Annotated in this window: 15 protein-coding genes and 1 other annotated feature; of the genes, 12 read left to right on the top strand and 3 right to left on the bottom strand. The window is 33.2% G+C overall.

The window, feature by feature from the left end; all coding sequences use genetic code 11:
* Positions 1-366: 366 nt before the first annotated feature.
* Complete coding sequence (locus AC1RPK_RS03190; RefSeq protein WP_481761214.1) at positions 367-897, bottom strand: GNAT family N-acetyltransferase; 531 nt, start codon at positions 895-897, stop codon at positions 367-369.
* A gap of 156 nt (positions 898-1053) precedes the next feature.
* On the opposite strand from AC1RPK_RS03190, the gene AC1RPK_RS03185 reads away from it, so the two are divergent.
* The 4 genes from AC1RPK_RS03185 (at position 1054) to AC1RPK_RS03170 (ending at position 4849) form a co-directional block, all read left to right on the top strand.
* Positions 1054-1911 (top strand): aldo/keto reductase, encoded by an 858-nt coding sequence (locus AC1RPK_RS03185; protein ID WP_481761215.1) that lies wholly within the window; start codon positions 1054-1056, stop codon positions 1909-1911.
* Positions 1912-2224: 313 nt separating this feature from the next.
* Positions 2225-2383: a hypothetical protein gene (locus AC1RPK_RS03180; protein WP_481761216.1), complete on the top strand. Its 159-nt coding sequence runs from the start codon at positions 2225-2227 to the stop codon at positions 2381-2383.
* Positions 2384-2654: 271 nt separating this feature from the next.
* Positions 2655-3341 carry a response regulator transcription factor gene (locus AC1RPK_RS03175; RefSeq protein ID WP_409022671.1) on the top strand — a complete coding sequence of 229 codons (687 nt, stop codon included), beginning with the start codon at positions 2655-2657 and terminating at the stop codon, positions 3339-3341.
* Between the two features lie 38 nt (positions 3342-3379).
* Complete coding sequence (locus AC1RPK_RS03170) at positions 3380-4849, top strand: HAMP domain-containing sensor histidine kinase (RefSeq protein WP_481761217.1); 1470 nt, start codon at positions 3380-3382, stop codon at positions 4847-4849.
* A gap of 99 nt (positions 4850-4948) precedes the next feature.
* Here the strand turns inward: AC1RPK_RS03170 and yidC are convergent, their stop codons facing one another.
* Together yidC and AC1RPK_RS03160 are read right to left on the bottom strand one after the other, a co-directional pair.
* A complete protein-coding gene (gene yidC / locus AC1RPK_RS03165; RefSeq protein ID WP_409022669.1) occupies positions 4949-5881 on the bottom strand; it encodes a membrane protein insertase YidC in 933 nt (310 codons plus the stop codon).
* Between the two features lie 87 nt (positions 5882-5968).
* Positions 5969-6244: an acylphosphatase gene (locus tag AC1RPK_RS03160; RefSeq protein ID WP_481761218.1), complete on the bottom strand. Its 276-nt coding sequence runs from the start codon at positions 6242-6244 to the stop codon at positions 5969-5971.
* Positions 6245-6378: 134 nt separating this feature from the next.
* Between AC1RPK_RS03160 and AC1RPK_RS03155 the strand changes: the two genes are divergently transcribed.
* From AC1RPK_RS03155 to AC1RPK_RS03120, 8 genes are all read left to right on the top strand, one after another.
* On the top strand, positions 6379-7143 hold the full coding sequence (locus AC1RPK_RS03155) for a TrmH family RNA methyltransferase (protein WP_481761219.1): 765 nt from the start codon (positions 6379-6381) through the stop codon (positions 7141-7143).
* Positions 7144-7259: 116 nt separating this feature from the next.
* Complete coding sequence (locus AC1RPK_RS03150; protein WP_409022666.1) at positions 7260-7760, top strand: HD domain-containing protein; 501 nt, start codon at positions 7260-7262, stop codon at positions 7758-7760.
* 121 nt (positions 7761-7881) lie between these two features.
* Positions 7882-8226, top strand: coding sequence for a winged helix-turn-helix transcriptional regulator (locus AC1RPK_RS03145; protein ID WP_481761220.1), 345 nt, complete (start codon positions 7882-7884; stop codon positions 8224-8226).
* A 43-nt stretch (positions 8227-8269) separates the two neighbouring features.
* Positions 8270-8498, top strand: a binding site (T-box leader).
* Between the two features lie 61 nt (positions 8499-8559).
* Entirely contained in the window at positions 8560-9606 is a 1047-nt protein-coding gene (gene pheS, locus AC1RPK_RS03140) for a phenylalanine--tRNA ligase subunit alpha (RefSeq protein ID WP_409022664.1), read from the top strand.
* Between the two features lie 5 nt (positions 9607-9611).
* Entirely contained in the window at positions 9612-12032 is a 2421-nt protein-coding gene (gene pheT, locus AC1RPK_RS03135) for a phenylalanine--tRNA ligase subunit beta (protein ID WP_481761221.1), read from the top strand.
* 51 nt (positions 12033-12083) lie between these two features.
* The gene (gene mltG, locus AC1RPK_RS03130; protein ID WP_481761222.1) at positions 12084-13220 is read left to right on the top strand and encodes an endolytic transglycosylase MltG; all 1137 of its coding nucleotides are present in this window, start codon (positions 12084-12086) and stop codon (positions 13218-13220) included.
* Between the two features lie 83 nt (positions 13221-13303).
* Complete coding sequence (gene greA / locus AC1RPK_RS03125) at positions 13304-13786, top strand: transcription elongation factor GreA (RefSeq protein WP_481761223.1); 483 nt, start codon at positions 13304-13306, stop codon at positions 13784-13786.
* A 77-nt stretch (positions 13787-13863) separates the two neighbouring features.
* Positions 13864-14532, top strand: coding sequence for a potassium channel family protein (locus AC1RPK_RS03120; RefSeq protein ID WP_481761224.1), 669 nt, complete (start codon positions 13864-13866; stop codon positions 14530-14532).
* Positions 14533-14570 lie beyond the last annotated feature (38 nt).

Here is a 14570-nt window from a genome sequence, read left to right as displayed (position 1 = left end):
GTTAATTTTTGCGATAATAAATTTAATAACATATACCAAAAATGTGATAAAAGTAGTAATAAATAAGAGAGCGAAAAAGATACTCATGTGGAAAATCCTCCAGAAATAATATTTTTAGTGAAATATTGCGTAATTAGATTATGATGGACATACTCTATATCAATACAATTTTACTATTAAACTTTATAATAGTATATGAAAATAATTATTAGATGAACGTTATGAATATGTCACATTGGGATTAACGTTAAGACGTTAGTTTATGGATATGAAAGAAAAATTAGGCTGAAAAAATCTATTGAATCCCGAAAATATAAAGAATTATTTGTATAAAAATAGAGTGGATTTTCCCACTCTATAAAAAGGCTAATTTTTGGAGTCACTACTGTTTAGAACTAAAATAAAATCGGTTTGGATAGCATCGCCTAAAACAAAATCATGTTGGCTATGTTTTGTTAAGCCTTGTTTTTCATAAAAGGAGAGGGCAGGTTTATTATGTTCCCAAACTCCCAACCAAAGTTGATCTTTTTTAAATTCTTTGGCAACCTCTTTAGATTTTTCAAATAGAAGTTGACCTAATCCCATTTTTTTGTGATTTTTGCGAATGTAAATTCGTTGGATTTCTAAGCCGTTCGGAAAGTCATCTTCAGTTTGTGCGTCGTTAATATTTAATTTTAAATATCCAGTTAACTCATCATTAACATGTACGAAGTAAAAGAATGCATTTGGATCATTTAATTCACTCGTTAATTGTGGTAAAGAATAAGCGGTATCCAAAAAATCTTGTAAATCTTTTGGATCGTTATCTGCAGCGAAAGTATCAGTAAAAGTTTCAATGCTAATCTTTTGTAATATTTCTAAGTCATTAATTGTGCAAAGTGTGATAATAGGTGTCATCGCTTTTTCTCCTTATATGTAATCTAAAATACTTATAGTAATAGTAGCCTAAAGCTGAAAAATAAACAAATATTAAAATAATATAGCATAATCCTTGACTCTGAGTGCACTCCAAGTGTTTAACTTAGTATATTAAATAAAAAGGGAGCGATTTAAATGAATACAGTTACATTAAATAATGGAGTGAAAATGCCACAACTAGGTTTTGGCGTGTATCAAATTCCTTTAGAAGAAACTGCAGAGGCAGTTTATCAAGCGATTAAAGTAGGATATCGATTACTAGATACAGCGATTGCCTATGGAAACGAAGTTGAAACTGGGGAAGCTATCCAAAGAGCGATCACTGAAGGATTAGTGACACGAGAAGAGTTGTTTGTCACAACCAAATTATTTATCCAACATGTTGGTGAAGAAAAGGCGATGAAGGCAATTGATGAATCACTAGAAAGAATGCAGTTAGATTATCTAGACTTATTCTTGATTCACCAACCATACGGTGATGTATATGGTGCTTGGCGCGCTTTAGCTACCGCACAATCTGCTGGGAAAATACGTGCTATTGGGGTGTCTAACTTTGATATCGGAAAATTAATAGAATTCTCTCATATGAATGGTGTGGCTAAAGTTCAAGTTAACCAAATAGAAGTGAACCCATGGAATCAACGTTTAACGGATGAAGCCTATCATGAAAAATTAAGCATTCAAATGGAAGCATGGGCACCTTTTGCTGAAGGCCGGTTAGACTTATTTAAAAATGAAACATTGTCAAAAATTGGTAAACAATACGGTAAATCAGTTGGACAAGTTATTCTAAAATGGTTAATGCAACGTGGTATTGTAGCACTTGCTAAATCTGTGAGACCGGAACGAATGGCAGAAAATATCGACATATTTGATTTTGAATTAACAGTGGAAGACATGGCAACTATTACTGCCTTAGACAAACAAGAATCTGCCTTCTTTGATCATAATGATCCAGAAAGAGTTGAACGGTTCATGGAATTATTGTCATAAATTACCTGAAGTAAAGTTATTTTGCCAATGGTAAATAAAATATAAGTATAAGTATATAACGGAAAAGAAGCATTTGGGATAATTTTATCTATTTGAAGTGGAACCCCCTAAGTTGGAGAAAAATCTAACTTAAGGGGTTTTATTGTGTTCTTAGTTGAAATAAAGGAAAAAACTTTAATAGTTAACCAATGAGGTAGTATGGAATAAGATAATCCGTAACTATTTTTTAAGACGCTAAGGTATAATTTCGATATTCTAATATCCTAACTTAACGGCACACTTAGAAAATATAATGTGGTTTGGTGGAATTATTTTGTCAGAGAATAAAACCTTTTCATATAAGGTTTTTGAAGAAGTTATTTTGAGTATGCTGAATGGAGAAATCCGTGTTAACGTTGTAAAAGAAATTGAAATGGCAAAATTTATAATTGAATTATCGGTTTTACTGATTAAAGCTGCTGGTATCGAATAACTAATTCCAATTTTTAGTTTTCATTTTAATAAAGCGTTAATGATATATTTTTTAAAGTTAACGGTTTGTTATATTAATTTTATTACTCTTTTAGTTAATAATATATTAAAAAAACGGTTAAAAAGTGCTTGAATACCTATATGAGTTGAGCAGTGCAAAGTGTATGCAAGAATATCATTTAATGGTAGAATAAGAAAAGTAAGATATCGGTTAAAAATTGTGTGTATATGGATGAGAAAATAAAATAAAACTAACAGGAGATCATGAAAATATGAGTCGTATTCTAATAATTGAAGATGAAAAAAATTTAGCGCGCTTTGTTGAATTAGAATTACAACATGAAGGATTTGAAACTGAGGTTCATTTTGATGGGCGAACGGGTCTAGAAGCTGCTTTAAATGAAGATTGGGATTCAATTCTACTTGATTTAATGTTACCTGAATTAAATGGTCTTGAGGTTTGTCGCCGTGTACGACAAGTTAAAAATACACCAATCATTATGATGACGGCTCGTGATTCAGTTATTGACCGCGTATCTGGCTTAGACCATGGAGCAGATGATTATATTGTTAAACCATTTGCAATCGAAGAATTATTGGCGCGTTTACGTGCATTGTTACGTCGTATTGATATAGAGGGTGAACAAAATGTTGCAAAACAGACAACTGTCACTTACCGTGATTTAACAATTGAAAAAGAAAATCGTGTTGTTCGTCGTGATGAAGAAGTTATTGAGCTAACCAAACGTGAATATGAACTACTTTTAGCTTTAATGGAAAGTGTTAATGTTGTTTTAGCTAGAGATGTTTTATTAGCTAAAGTTTGGGGATATGAATCAGAAGTTGAAACAAACGTTGTGGATGTTTATATTCGTTACTTACGAAATAAAATAGATCGTAGCGGTGAAGAAAGTTATATTCAAACGGTCAGAGGAACAGGGTACGTAATGAGATCATGAGAAAAAAAATAACCCAGCATCCAAAAGAAGTAAGACGTATGTCACTTAAATGGAAATGGGCATTAGGAACGGCAATAGGTGTTTTACTTATATTTGCCGTTTTTTCTGCGCTTATTTTTCAGAGTTTTAGTGGCGTTTTATTAGATAAAGAAAAAAAAGATGTACAAGATACTTTAAGAACGGTGACGCAACAGTTAAGTCGTGAGAATCAAGACTTAACAATTTCAAGTACTGCACAACATTTAAAACCGATAAATGCAGATTCTCGACCAGATAAAGACGAAAATAACTTGTACTCAAATGCAGTAATTGTTAATTTATCAAGAGAAAATATTGCAGTAGGTGTTTATAATTTGAAGCAACAAGAAGTTTTTGCTTCAAGAAATTTAAACGTACCATTTGTTAAAAAAAATAAAATGACGTTTACTAGCCAAACAATTGATGGCGCAAATGGATATGTTGCTAGAAGAGCTATTTATTCATCTAAAACTGGCAAAAAAATCGGGTATGCACAAGTAACTAATGCTTTAGAAAATTACCATAAAATTAGTAATAAATTAATTCTAATTTTTATTGTTTTAATTATTACGGCAACCTTTGGTAGTGCTATATTAGGGTATATCCTGGCATCTTGGTTACTGAGACCGATTGAAGTAGTGAACGAAACTATTGATATTATTAATGAAGGCGAAACACCAATTGGACATGTACGTGTCCCAGATATGCATAGAAATGATGAGTTATCTGATTTGGCGGACTTGTTCAATAGTATGCTAGATAGGATGGAGCGCTACGTTGATCAACAGCAACAATTTGTTGAAGATGTCTCACATGAGTTAAGAACCCCTGTAGCAATAATTCAAGGTCATATGGAATTATTGAACAGGTGGGGTAAAGATGATCCGGCAGTTCTAGCGGAGTCGATTGAAGCATCTTTGCAAGAAATTAATCGTATGAAGAGTTTAGTTCAAGAAATGCTTGATTTATCAAGAGCTGAACAAGTAGAGATGACATTTAAAAATGAGTTAGTTGATGTCCGATTAGTTGTTTTACAAATTTTCAATGATTTTAAAATGATACATCCCGATTTTACGTTTATTTTAGATGAAGATTTTAATGGAGAAAGTTTGGTAAAAATATCGCATAATCACTTAGAACAAGTTTTAATTATTCTAATGGATAATGCCGTTAAATATTCAGAAACAAGAAAAGAAATTCATATTTCAGCATCAAAAGATATGAAAATGGTTCAAATTGCTATTCAAGATTTTGGTGAAGGAATTTCTAAAGATGACTTAAAAAATGTTTTTAATCGCTTCTATCGCGTTGATAAAGCTAGAAGTCGTGATAAAGGCGGTAATGGTCTTGGATTATCAATCGCACAAAAACTCATTATGGGTTATAAAGGAACATTAGTGGTAGAAAGTGTTGAGAAGCGTGGTTCAATATTCAGAATTTCGTTGCCTCTAGCTACTACTAAACCAACCGAAAAGATAAGAAGAGACTAGTGTTGAAATGCAATACAAAAATTTAGACAGTATAATAAAAAAAGCTTACCATTCTTAGAGCAATTCTAAGAATGGTAAGCTTTTTTTAATGGTTAATCTTTATTTGCGGTTTTGTTTACCAGCATTACGATTACGATTATTTTTTGCTACATTTGAAAGATTATCTTCAACATTATCAATTGTTTGTTCCACTGTTTCTTCAACAGCATCAATTGTTGAACGTTCTCTAACAATTGGTGGGTTCTTAGCAAGTTCAGCTTGAATTTCGCGACGAATCTTAGGACGCATTAACATAATTATAAATGTTTGAACACAAGCGAAGAGGCCACCGATGAAGAAGTAGAGACCAATACCTGCTGGCGCACTCATTGTAACAAAGACCATCATAACTGGACTAGCAATTAACATTGTTTGCATTGTTTTCTTTTGTTCTGGCGGAATGCCAATTGTTGAAATGAATCCTTGACCCAAATACACAATGAAACATAGCACAGTAAAGATAATTGATGGTGTACCTAATTTAATGCTAAAGAAGACAGCATCCTTTAATTCTGAAGAATATAAGATTGCAGCGTATAGCGCAGCAAAAATTGGCATTTGAACTAATAATGGTAGGCAGCCAATTCCGCCAGTCATGCTGACGTTGTTATCTTTATAAAGTGCCATCATTTCTTGACTGATAGCTGCTTTTTCTTCTGAACTTTTAGCATTTTTTTGTCGTTCTTGAATGACTTTTAATTGTGGTTGAATCGAACCCATTTTTTCTTGTTGAACGGTCGCTTTTTTCGATTGATTAATCATCATTGGCATAAGTGCCAAGCGAATGACGATTGAGATAACGATAATTGCTAGACCGTAGTTGTTACCTAGATGAGCGGATAACCAGTCAAGCAATCCCTGAGTTGGTTTTGCTAAATAGTCGTAAACCATCCCAAAAGGATTACCATTCTTGTCTCTGCGGACGCATCCCGATAGGAACAGGACAAGCGCCATGAATATTGGGAGCATTGTTAAACGTTTAATCTTTTTCATTAATATATTTTCCCCTCTTAAAGTGACTATATCGATTACTATACTTTAAATATAGGGGGATTTCAATGGGCTATAAATAAATCGTAATTAGTAAATAACGGTAAAGGCAGTCGGCATATAATTAGTTAAGGAGGTTTCTTTATAATCAGTCACCTTACCGGCTGGTGTAGGTGAATTTTTAACTTTTTGAATAAATTTTTCTAATTGGGTATTATCTGAACTACTTGCTTTAATTGTGACGCTGTCATCAAAATTATTTTGTACTGACCCGTAGATGCCTAGATCATCGGCTAATCTCTTCGTCGTATATCTGAAGCCAACACCCTGCACGCGACCAAAAACAGTTATTTGAATAGCACTCATAATGTAATCCCTCCATATTATAAAGTAGATATAGGCATTTATTGCTTTCATTATAACTGGAAAAGATGATAATGACCAACTAATGCTATTTTAAATATGCTATAATTATTTCCAATAGTAAGAGGGGTACATTTATGGAAAAAATTAATTCAACACAGAATGCTAAGATTAAATACTGGAAAAAATTACAAACTAAAAAAGGTCGTAAAAAGGAAAATAAATACCTTTTAGAAGGCTGGCATTTAGTTAAAGAAGCACTCATGGCAAACACAAAAATTGAATATTTGCTTGTTACTAATGATTTTAGATATTTTGATGAAATAGCCGATACGACAATTGAGCAAGTAGAAATCTCATCTGAAGTTAGTTTATATCTTGCTGACACGAGTACGCCACAAGGTATTTACGCGGTAACTGAGATGGAAGAAAATCAACAATTATCAGTTGACCATTTAACTGGTGGCTGGTTAATGCTAGATGGTGTTCAAGATCCAGGAAATATTGGAACAATGGTTAGAACTGCCGATGCTGCCGGTTTAACAGGTGTCATTTTTGGTGAGGGTAGTGCAGATAGTCATCATCCTAAAGTTTTACGTTCGATGCAGGGAAGCCAATTTCATGTTCAATTAGTGGATGCCGATTTAATGGAAGTTACTACCTTATTCAAAGAAAATAATATTGCTATTTATGGTTCTGAATTAAATGAAGATGCACTTAGTTATCGTGAGATTTCTGCTACAGATAATTTTGGTTTAATTATGGGAAATGAAGGTAACGGGATGCGTAATGACCTGTTAAATGAAACGGATGCTAATTTATATATTCCAATTAAAGGTCGTGCTGAATCGTTAAATGTCGCTATTGCTGCAGGTGTACTAATGTTTCATCTTAAAGCTTAATTATGATATTTGGTGAAATTATTACGATTTACTAAAGATAACTGATTGCGCTTGCAATAGGTGCTCAATCAGTTATGATGGAGATAGGAAAAAATATTTTGGGGGCGTACTAGTATATGAAAAAAGATTCGTATCTTGATGATGAATTATATATGAGTTATGTTGGAGACCTTTTGGCAAAACCAGAAGTTCAAAGATTAAGTGAATATACACAACATCATTTTTCTACTCGATTAGAACATTCAATCTCAGTTTCCTATGACAGTTATCGTATCGCTAAAAGATTACATTTAAATGCAAAAGCAACGGCAAGGGCCGGATTATTACATGATTTATTTTACTACGATTGGCGTACAACTAAATTCGATCGCGGTACACATGCTTGGATTCATCCGCGTATCGCTATTAGAAATGCAGAGAAGTTAACGACATTATCTGATTTAGAAAAAGATATCATCATGAAACATATGTGGGGTGCTACTGTTGCACCACCTAAATATCCAGAGGGATATATTGTAACCATGGTTGATAAATATGAAGCAACAAGTGAAGTTTCATCACCGTTAAAAAATAAATCAAAACATAGCTTTCAGCAATTAATTGCAATTTTAAAATAGTTTTAAAAAGGATAGGCCTACAGGCTTATCCTTTTTGTTTTTTCGAAAACGAACCAATTTGTTTACTTTTTGTTAGTTAATGATAAAATATAGTAATAAAGTAACTGAGGAGGGGTTAATTATGCAAGTTGTTCAAGAAAAAACAAATTATGAAATGTGTCCTAAATTTGAAAAAACTTTTTCAATATTAGGTAAAAAATGGAACGGTTTAATTATTAACGTTTTATTGGATGAAGGACCTCAACGATTTAAAGAATTAGCTCAAAAGGTTGATAAATGCAGTGACCGTGTATTAGTTGAACGTTTAAAAGAACTTGAAGATACTAATATTATCTCAAGAGTCGCCATCGGTGAAACTAGTCGTAGTTTTTATGAGCTTACTGAACAAGGAAAAGACATGAAAAATATGATGGATAGCGTCCATACATGGTCAGAAAAGTGGTATACACTTAAAGATTGCGAGTAAGACTTGACGATAGGCTTTGATACCTTTAAACTATGAATATAGAATAAAGGCTTAGACAGAAAATAGTAGATATTTTTCTTGGATTTAAAGGGATGGTTAGCTAGACTGAAACTAACCAATAAATAAAATATTGAATTCACTTCTAGAGCTGTTAATTAATGTAGGCTAACTTAAATCATGCAATTAACCGGTTAATGGCCGTTATCATTTTGAGTGTTTGGGAATTTGTATTCTCAAAAACAAGGGTGGTACCGCGAGACCTCGTCCCTTTTTAGGACGGGGTCTTTTTGTGTCTAAAATCTATCAAAACAACTAATAAAGGAGTCGATATTAATGGATTTAAAAGAGAAATTACTTGAGTTACAAGAAAAAGGCTTGAAACAAATTCGTGAATCAGAGGATCTAAAACAAATTAATGCTATTCGTGTTAATTTACTTGGAAAAAAAGGACCAATCACAGAAGTTTTAAGAGGTATGAAGGAATTATCAGCCGAAGAACGACCTAAAATTGGTAGCTTTTCTAATACCATTAAAAATGAGTTAGCTGAAGCTATTCGTGTGAAAAATGAAGAACTTGAAATTAAAATGACTGCTAAAAAGTTGGAAAAAGAAAAAATCGATGTAACGCTACCAGGTGCCCAAATTCAATTAGGGCAGCCACATGTTATTATGCAAGTGATTGAAGAATTGGAAGAGCTCTTTTTGGGTATGGGGTATCAAGTTGTTTCAGGTCCAGAAATAGAAGAAGACCATTACAATTTTGAAATGTTGAACTTACCTGCGGATCATCCCGCTCGTGATATGCAAGATACATTTTATATTACAAAAGAATTATTAATGAGAACACAAACATCACCCGTTCAAGCAAGGACAATGGAAACACATGATTTTTCAAAAGGACCATTAAAAATGGTTTCACCTGGTAAAGTTTATCGACGTGATACAGATGATGCAACGCATTCACATCAATTTCACCAGTTCGAAGGGTTAGTAATCGACAAACATATTACGATGGCAGACTTAAAGGGAACGATTGAACTGATTGCTAAAACAATTTTTGGAGAAGAACAAGAAATTCGGTTACGACCAAGTTACTTCCCATTTACGGAACCGTCAGTTGAAGTCGATGTGACCTGTTTTAAATGTGCGGGTAAAGGGTGCTCAATCTGTAAATACACAGGCTGGTTAGAAGTTTTAGGCGCTGGAATGGTACATCCTAATGTATTAAGAATGGCCGGTGTCGACCCTGAAGTATACGGTGGTTTTGCCTTTGGTTTAGGACCAGATCGTTTTGCGATGCTTAAATATAGTATCGACGATATTCGTCATTTTTATTTAAACGATAATCGATTCCTGTCACAATTTACGAAAAGAGGTTAGAGATAATGAAAGTATCTAAAAATTGGTTGAATGAATATTTAACATTAGAAATTGAACCTGAAATTATTGCTGAAAAAATAGCTCGTACAGCCGTTGAAATTGATAGCGTTGAACGTCCTTCTGAAGGACTTAAAAAAATTGTTGTTGGATATGTTGATAGTTTGGTACCACATCCAGACTCTGATCATTTAAATATCTGCCAAGTTGATGTTGGTGAAGGATCTCTTAGTCAAATCGTTTGTGGCGCACCTAATATTGCCGCAGGGCAAAAAGTTATTGTTGCATTACCCAATTCTAGAATTGCTGATAATGTTAAAATCAAACGTGGTAAAATGCGCGGACAAGCTTCTGAAGGTATGATTTGTGCATTACAAGAAATTGGATTTTCAGATAGTGTCGTGCCTAAAGAATTTGTAGAAGGTATCTACGTAATGCCAGAAAATGCAATTCCTGGTGAATCAGTCTTTGATTACTTAGGTATGAATGATGACATTATTGATATTGATGTGACACCAAATCGTGCTGATATGTTAAGTATGCGTGGGGTAGCACATGAACTATCTGCTGACTATGATGTTCCGGCAACATTTAAGCATCCAGAATTGAAAGAAACATCTACTGAAAAAATTGAAGATTACATTTCTTTATCGTTGCCTGATAAAACGTTAGCACCCACATATTCGATGCGCGTGATTAAAGATTTAACAATTAAAGCAAGTCCAATGTGGTTACAAATTCGTCTTTGGAACGCAGGCGTTAGACCTATTAATAATGTCGTTGATGTGACCAATTATATATTGATGGATTATGGTCAACCATTACATGCCTTTGATTATAATAAATTGGGAAGTAAAGATATTTTAGTAAGAACAGCTATTGCTGGCGAAAAGATTACAACACTAGATAGCGAAGAACGTGAATTAAAAGAAAAAGATATTGTGATTACAAATGGTAAAACACCGATTGCTATTGCTGGGACAATGGGTGGCGAATCAACACAAATAACCGACGAAACTGTGACAGTTGCGATTGAATCTGCAGTATTTAACAATTCAATGGTTAGAAAAACAGCACGCACACATGGTATTCATAGTGAAGCCTCAATGCGATTTGAACGTGGTATTAACGTTGAAACAGTACAAGAAGCACTTGATGCAGCAGCAGAGTTAATCGCTAATTTAGGTGATGGAACAGTTGTGTCGGGTACGGCAAGTGCAAGTAAGCTAGAAGCAGAGTCAACTTTTGTTGATACAACGGTGGCACATATTAATGGTGTACTTGGGACTGAATTATCAGAATCTGAAATCACTAAATTATTTAAACAATTAGGATTTACGGTTGTAAATCGCGATGGTACTTTAAATGTTGAAGTTCCTGCAAGACGTTGGGATATTAGTATTGAAGCAGATTTAGTAGAAGAAATCGCGCGTATTTATGGATACGATAATATTCCTTCTACACTACCAACTGGCAAAATGACTCCTGGTAAATATACTTATAAACAAAAAATGATTAAACAGGCGCGTCATATTTTGGAATCAGCTGGGTTATCTGAAGTTATTAGTTATGGATTAACAACGGAAGAAAAAGCTGGTAAATTTATTTTTGAAGAAAAAGATGTTTTTACGACAAATTTAATGTTCCCAATGAGCTCAGAACGAACAACAACAAGAATGAACTTAATCAGCGGGTTATTAGATGATTTAGCGTACAATGAAGCACGAAAATCTGACAATCTTGCTTTCTATGAACAAGGAAGAGTCTTTTTCCGCAGTGAGGGCGAAGAGCGACCTACTGAAATTGAACATATTGCAGGTGCAATGACAGGATTATTTAAACTTGCAAATTGGCAAAATGAAAAACAACCTGTTGATTTCTTCATGATTAAAGGTGTTGTTGAACAATTATTAACACAATTAGAATTAGTTGATGATGTTACTTATGTATCTTCTGAAAGTCATGAAGATATGCATCCAGGACGAACAGCTGATATCTATTTAAAAGATGAATTAATTGGTTTTGTCGGCCAAGTACATCCTAATTCAGCTAAAGAATTTAATTTAAAGGAAACATACGTTTTCGAATTAGATCTTCAAAAATTAGTTGATGCGAAAAAAGCAGACCGATTATTTGCGCCTATTTCTAAATTCCCATCAGTTACTCGTGATGTGGCCCTCCTAGTTGCTAATGATATAGCTAACAGTGAGATTGAAGCGTTAATTAAAAAACAAGGTGGAAAGTCTTTAATTGATGTTCATTTATTTGATCTTTATCAAGGATCTCATATTGAAAATGGCATGAAATCCCTTGCTTATACGTTAACTTATCAAGATATTACAAAAACTTTGGTTGAAGAAGATGTCACAAATGATTTTAACCGTGTTATCGAAGCTTTAAAAGAGACGCTTAGGGCTGATATTCGATAATTTAGGACGCAGCTTAATAATACTTATTATTAAGCGTGAGGAGGTTAAACAATGAAAAAAGATGATACATCTCCAGAATTACCGCCAGAGAATAATAAAAACCAGGCTAAGAAAATTATTGCAGGGGTCATTGCATTATTATGTATATTACTACTGACAATATTGTTTATGACCTATAGATATATCAAGGCATCTTTAGATCCACTAGATAAAAATAATAATAAAATTGAACAAGTTTATATTCCAATTGGATCAAGTACAAAACAAATTGGAACAATTTTAGAAAAAAATAAAATTATTAAAAGTGGTACGGTGTATACGTACTATGTCAAGCAAAAAAAGGTGTCACAATTTAAGGGCGGCTACTATCAACTTAAGGCATCTATGAGTTTGGATAAAATTGCTTGGACACTTCAACAAGGTGGAAGTAGTGAGCCTATACAAAATAAATTAGCGAAAGTATTAGTTGGTGAGGGAACAACAATTAACCAAATCGGTAAATCCATTTCAAAAGAAACAAATTTTTCATATAATGATTTTATTAAATTAATGAAAAATAAAACTTTTTTGGATTACTTAGATAAAAAATATCCAGATCTTTTAGATACCACTATGGCATCTAAAAACGTGAGATATCCTTTAGAAGGTTATTTGTTCCCAGCTACGTATACTGTTTATAAAAAAACAACGTTAAAAAATCTTGTTGAGCAAATGATTGTTAAAGCAAATGATGAATTATCGCCTTATTATGCAACAATAAAAAAACAAAAATTAACAGTACAAGAGGTCATTTCTCTCGCTTCATTAGTTGAAAAAGAGACGGAAAACCATAAAGATCGTCAAAAAATTGCCGGTGTTTATTTCAATCGAATTGCATCAGAAATAACGTTACAATCAAAAATATCAGTTAGTTATGCGCTAAATATACCGCAAAAAGATTTAACGTCAGCTGATTATTACGTGGATAAACCATATAATTTGTACGTTTATAAAGGATATGGACCTGGTCCATTTAACAATGCTAGTTTAGATTCTATCCAGGCTGTTTTGACACCATTGGACAGAAAGAAAGGTAATTTCTATTTTATTTTCAATTCAAATTCTAAAAAAATAGAATATTCTAAAACGTATGAATATTACCAAGCATTTTCACCTATGACACAGGCTGATAATGATTATGTTCAATAATCCACGCAACCGGTTTACAATCACAAAATTAAATGTTAACCTGATAGGCATATTGAACTTATTAATTTTAAGAGGAGTAAGTGATGGCAGAAGATAAAGTATATCCAATGACCGTAGACGGTAAAGTTAAACTTGAAGAAGAACTTGAAACATTAAAAACAAAAACGCGTGCAGAAATTATTAATCGTATTAAGATTGCACGTAGTTATGGCGATTTATCAGAAAATTCAGAATATGAATCAGCTAAAGATGAACAAAGTTTTGTTGAAGGCCGAGTTAAAACAATTGAACATATGCTCCATTATGCAGAAATTATTGATAACGCTGGTGTAGATGCTGACGAAGTTTCTGTTGGTAAAACAGTTTCATTTATGGAACCTGGTGAAGAGGAAGAAACATACACGATTGTTGGTGCGGCAGAAGCTGACCCAATGTCTGGTAAAATTTCAAATGAATCACCAATCGCTAAAGGATTAGTTGGCCATAAATTAAATGAAACAGTAACAATTGAAACACCAAATGGTAATTTTGAAGTCAAAATTACCGATGTTAAAGATAATTTATAAAAGCTAAATATAAAAGATTAAGTTGCAAATCATTTGTTACTTAGTCTTTTTTTATTAAATTAAGTAGGTGAGATAAGTTGAAAAAGAATTTTGCAATAATCGGTTTAGGTCGATTTGGTGCGAGTGTTTGCGAAACGTTGATTGAGTATGGGCAAGAAGTTTTAGTTATTGATAGGGATGAAGCTCGTGTAAATGATTATATGGATATTGCAACACATGCTGTTGTTGCCGATGCACAAGATGATGAAGCTTTAAAATCAATCGGTATTCGTAATTTTGATCATGTGATTGTCGCAATTGGTGAAGATATTCAAGCAAGTATCTTAGTCACATTGATGGTTAAAGAATTAGGTGTTCCTGTCGTAACGGCTAAAGCATTGAATAAATATCACGCTCGTGTACTCCAAAAGGTTGGGGCAGATCATATTGTTCATCCTGAACGAGATATGGGAATCAAGTTGGGTAGGGCATTAAGTTCTAATCATTTGTTAGATTACTTAGATTTAGATGATGATTACCGATTGGCAGAAATTGATATGACAGATCCGAGATATGTTAATAAGACATTAGATGAATTAAATTTCAGATCAACATTTAATTTAAATGTAATCAGTATTAGACGTGGTAAAGAAATGATTATTTCACCATTAGCAGATCAAATTATTTTACCAAATGATCAGGTACTGATTATTGGTGAAACAAAAGCTGTCACAGAATTTGATGAAAAAATGAACAAGACTAAATAAAAGGACAAGATTGCATATTGCAATCTTGTCCTTTTGTA

It is taken from the genome of Dellaglioa sp. CoH-55-MRSF-6, assembly GCF_056782215.1.
This window is presented reverse-complemented; position numbering and strand designations above follow the sequence as displayed.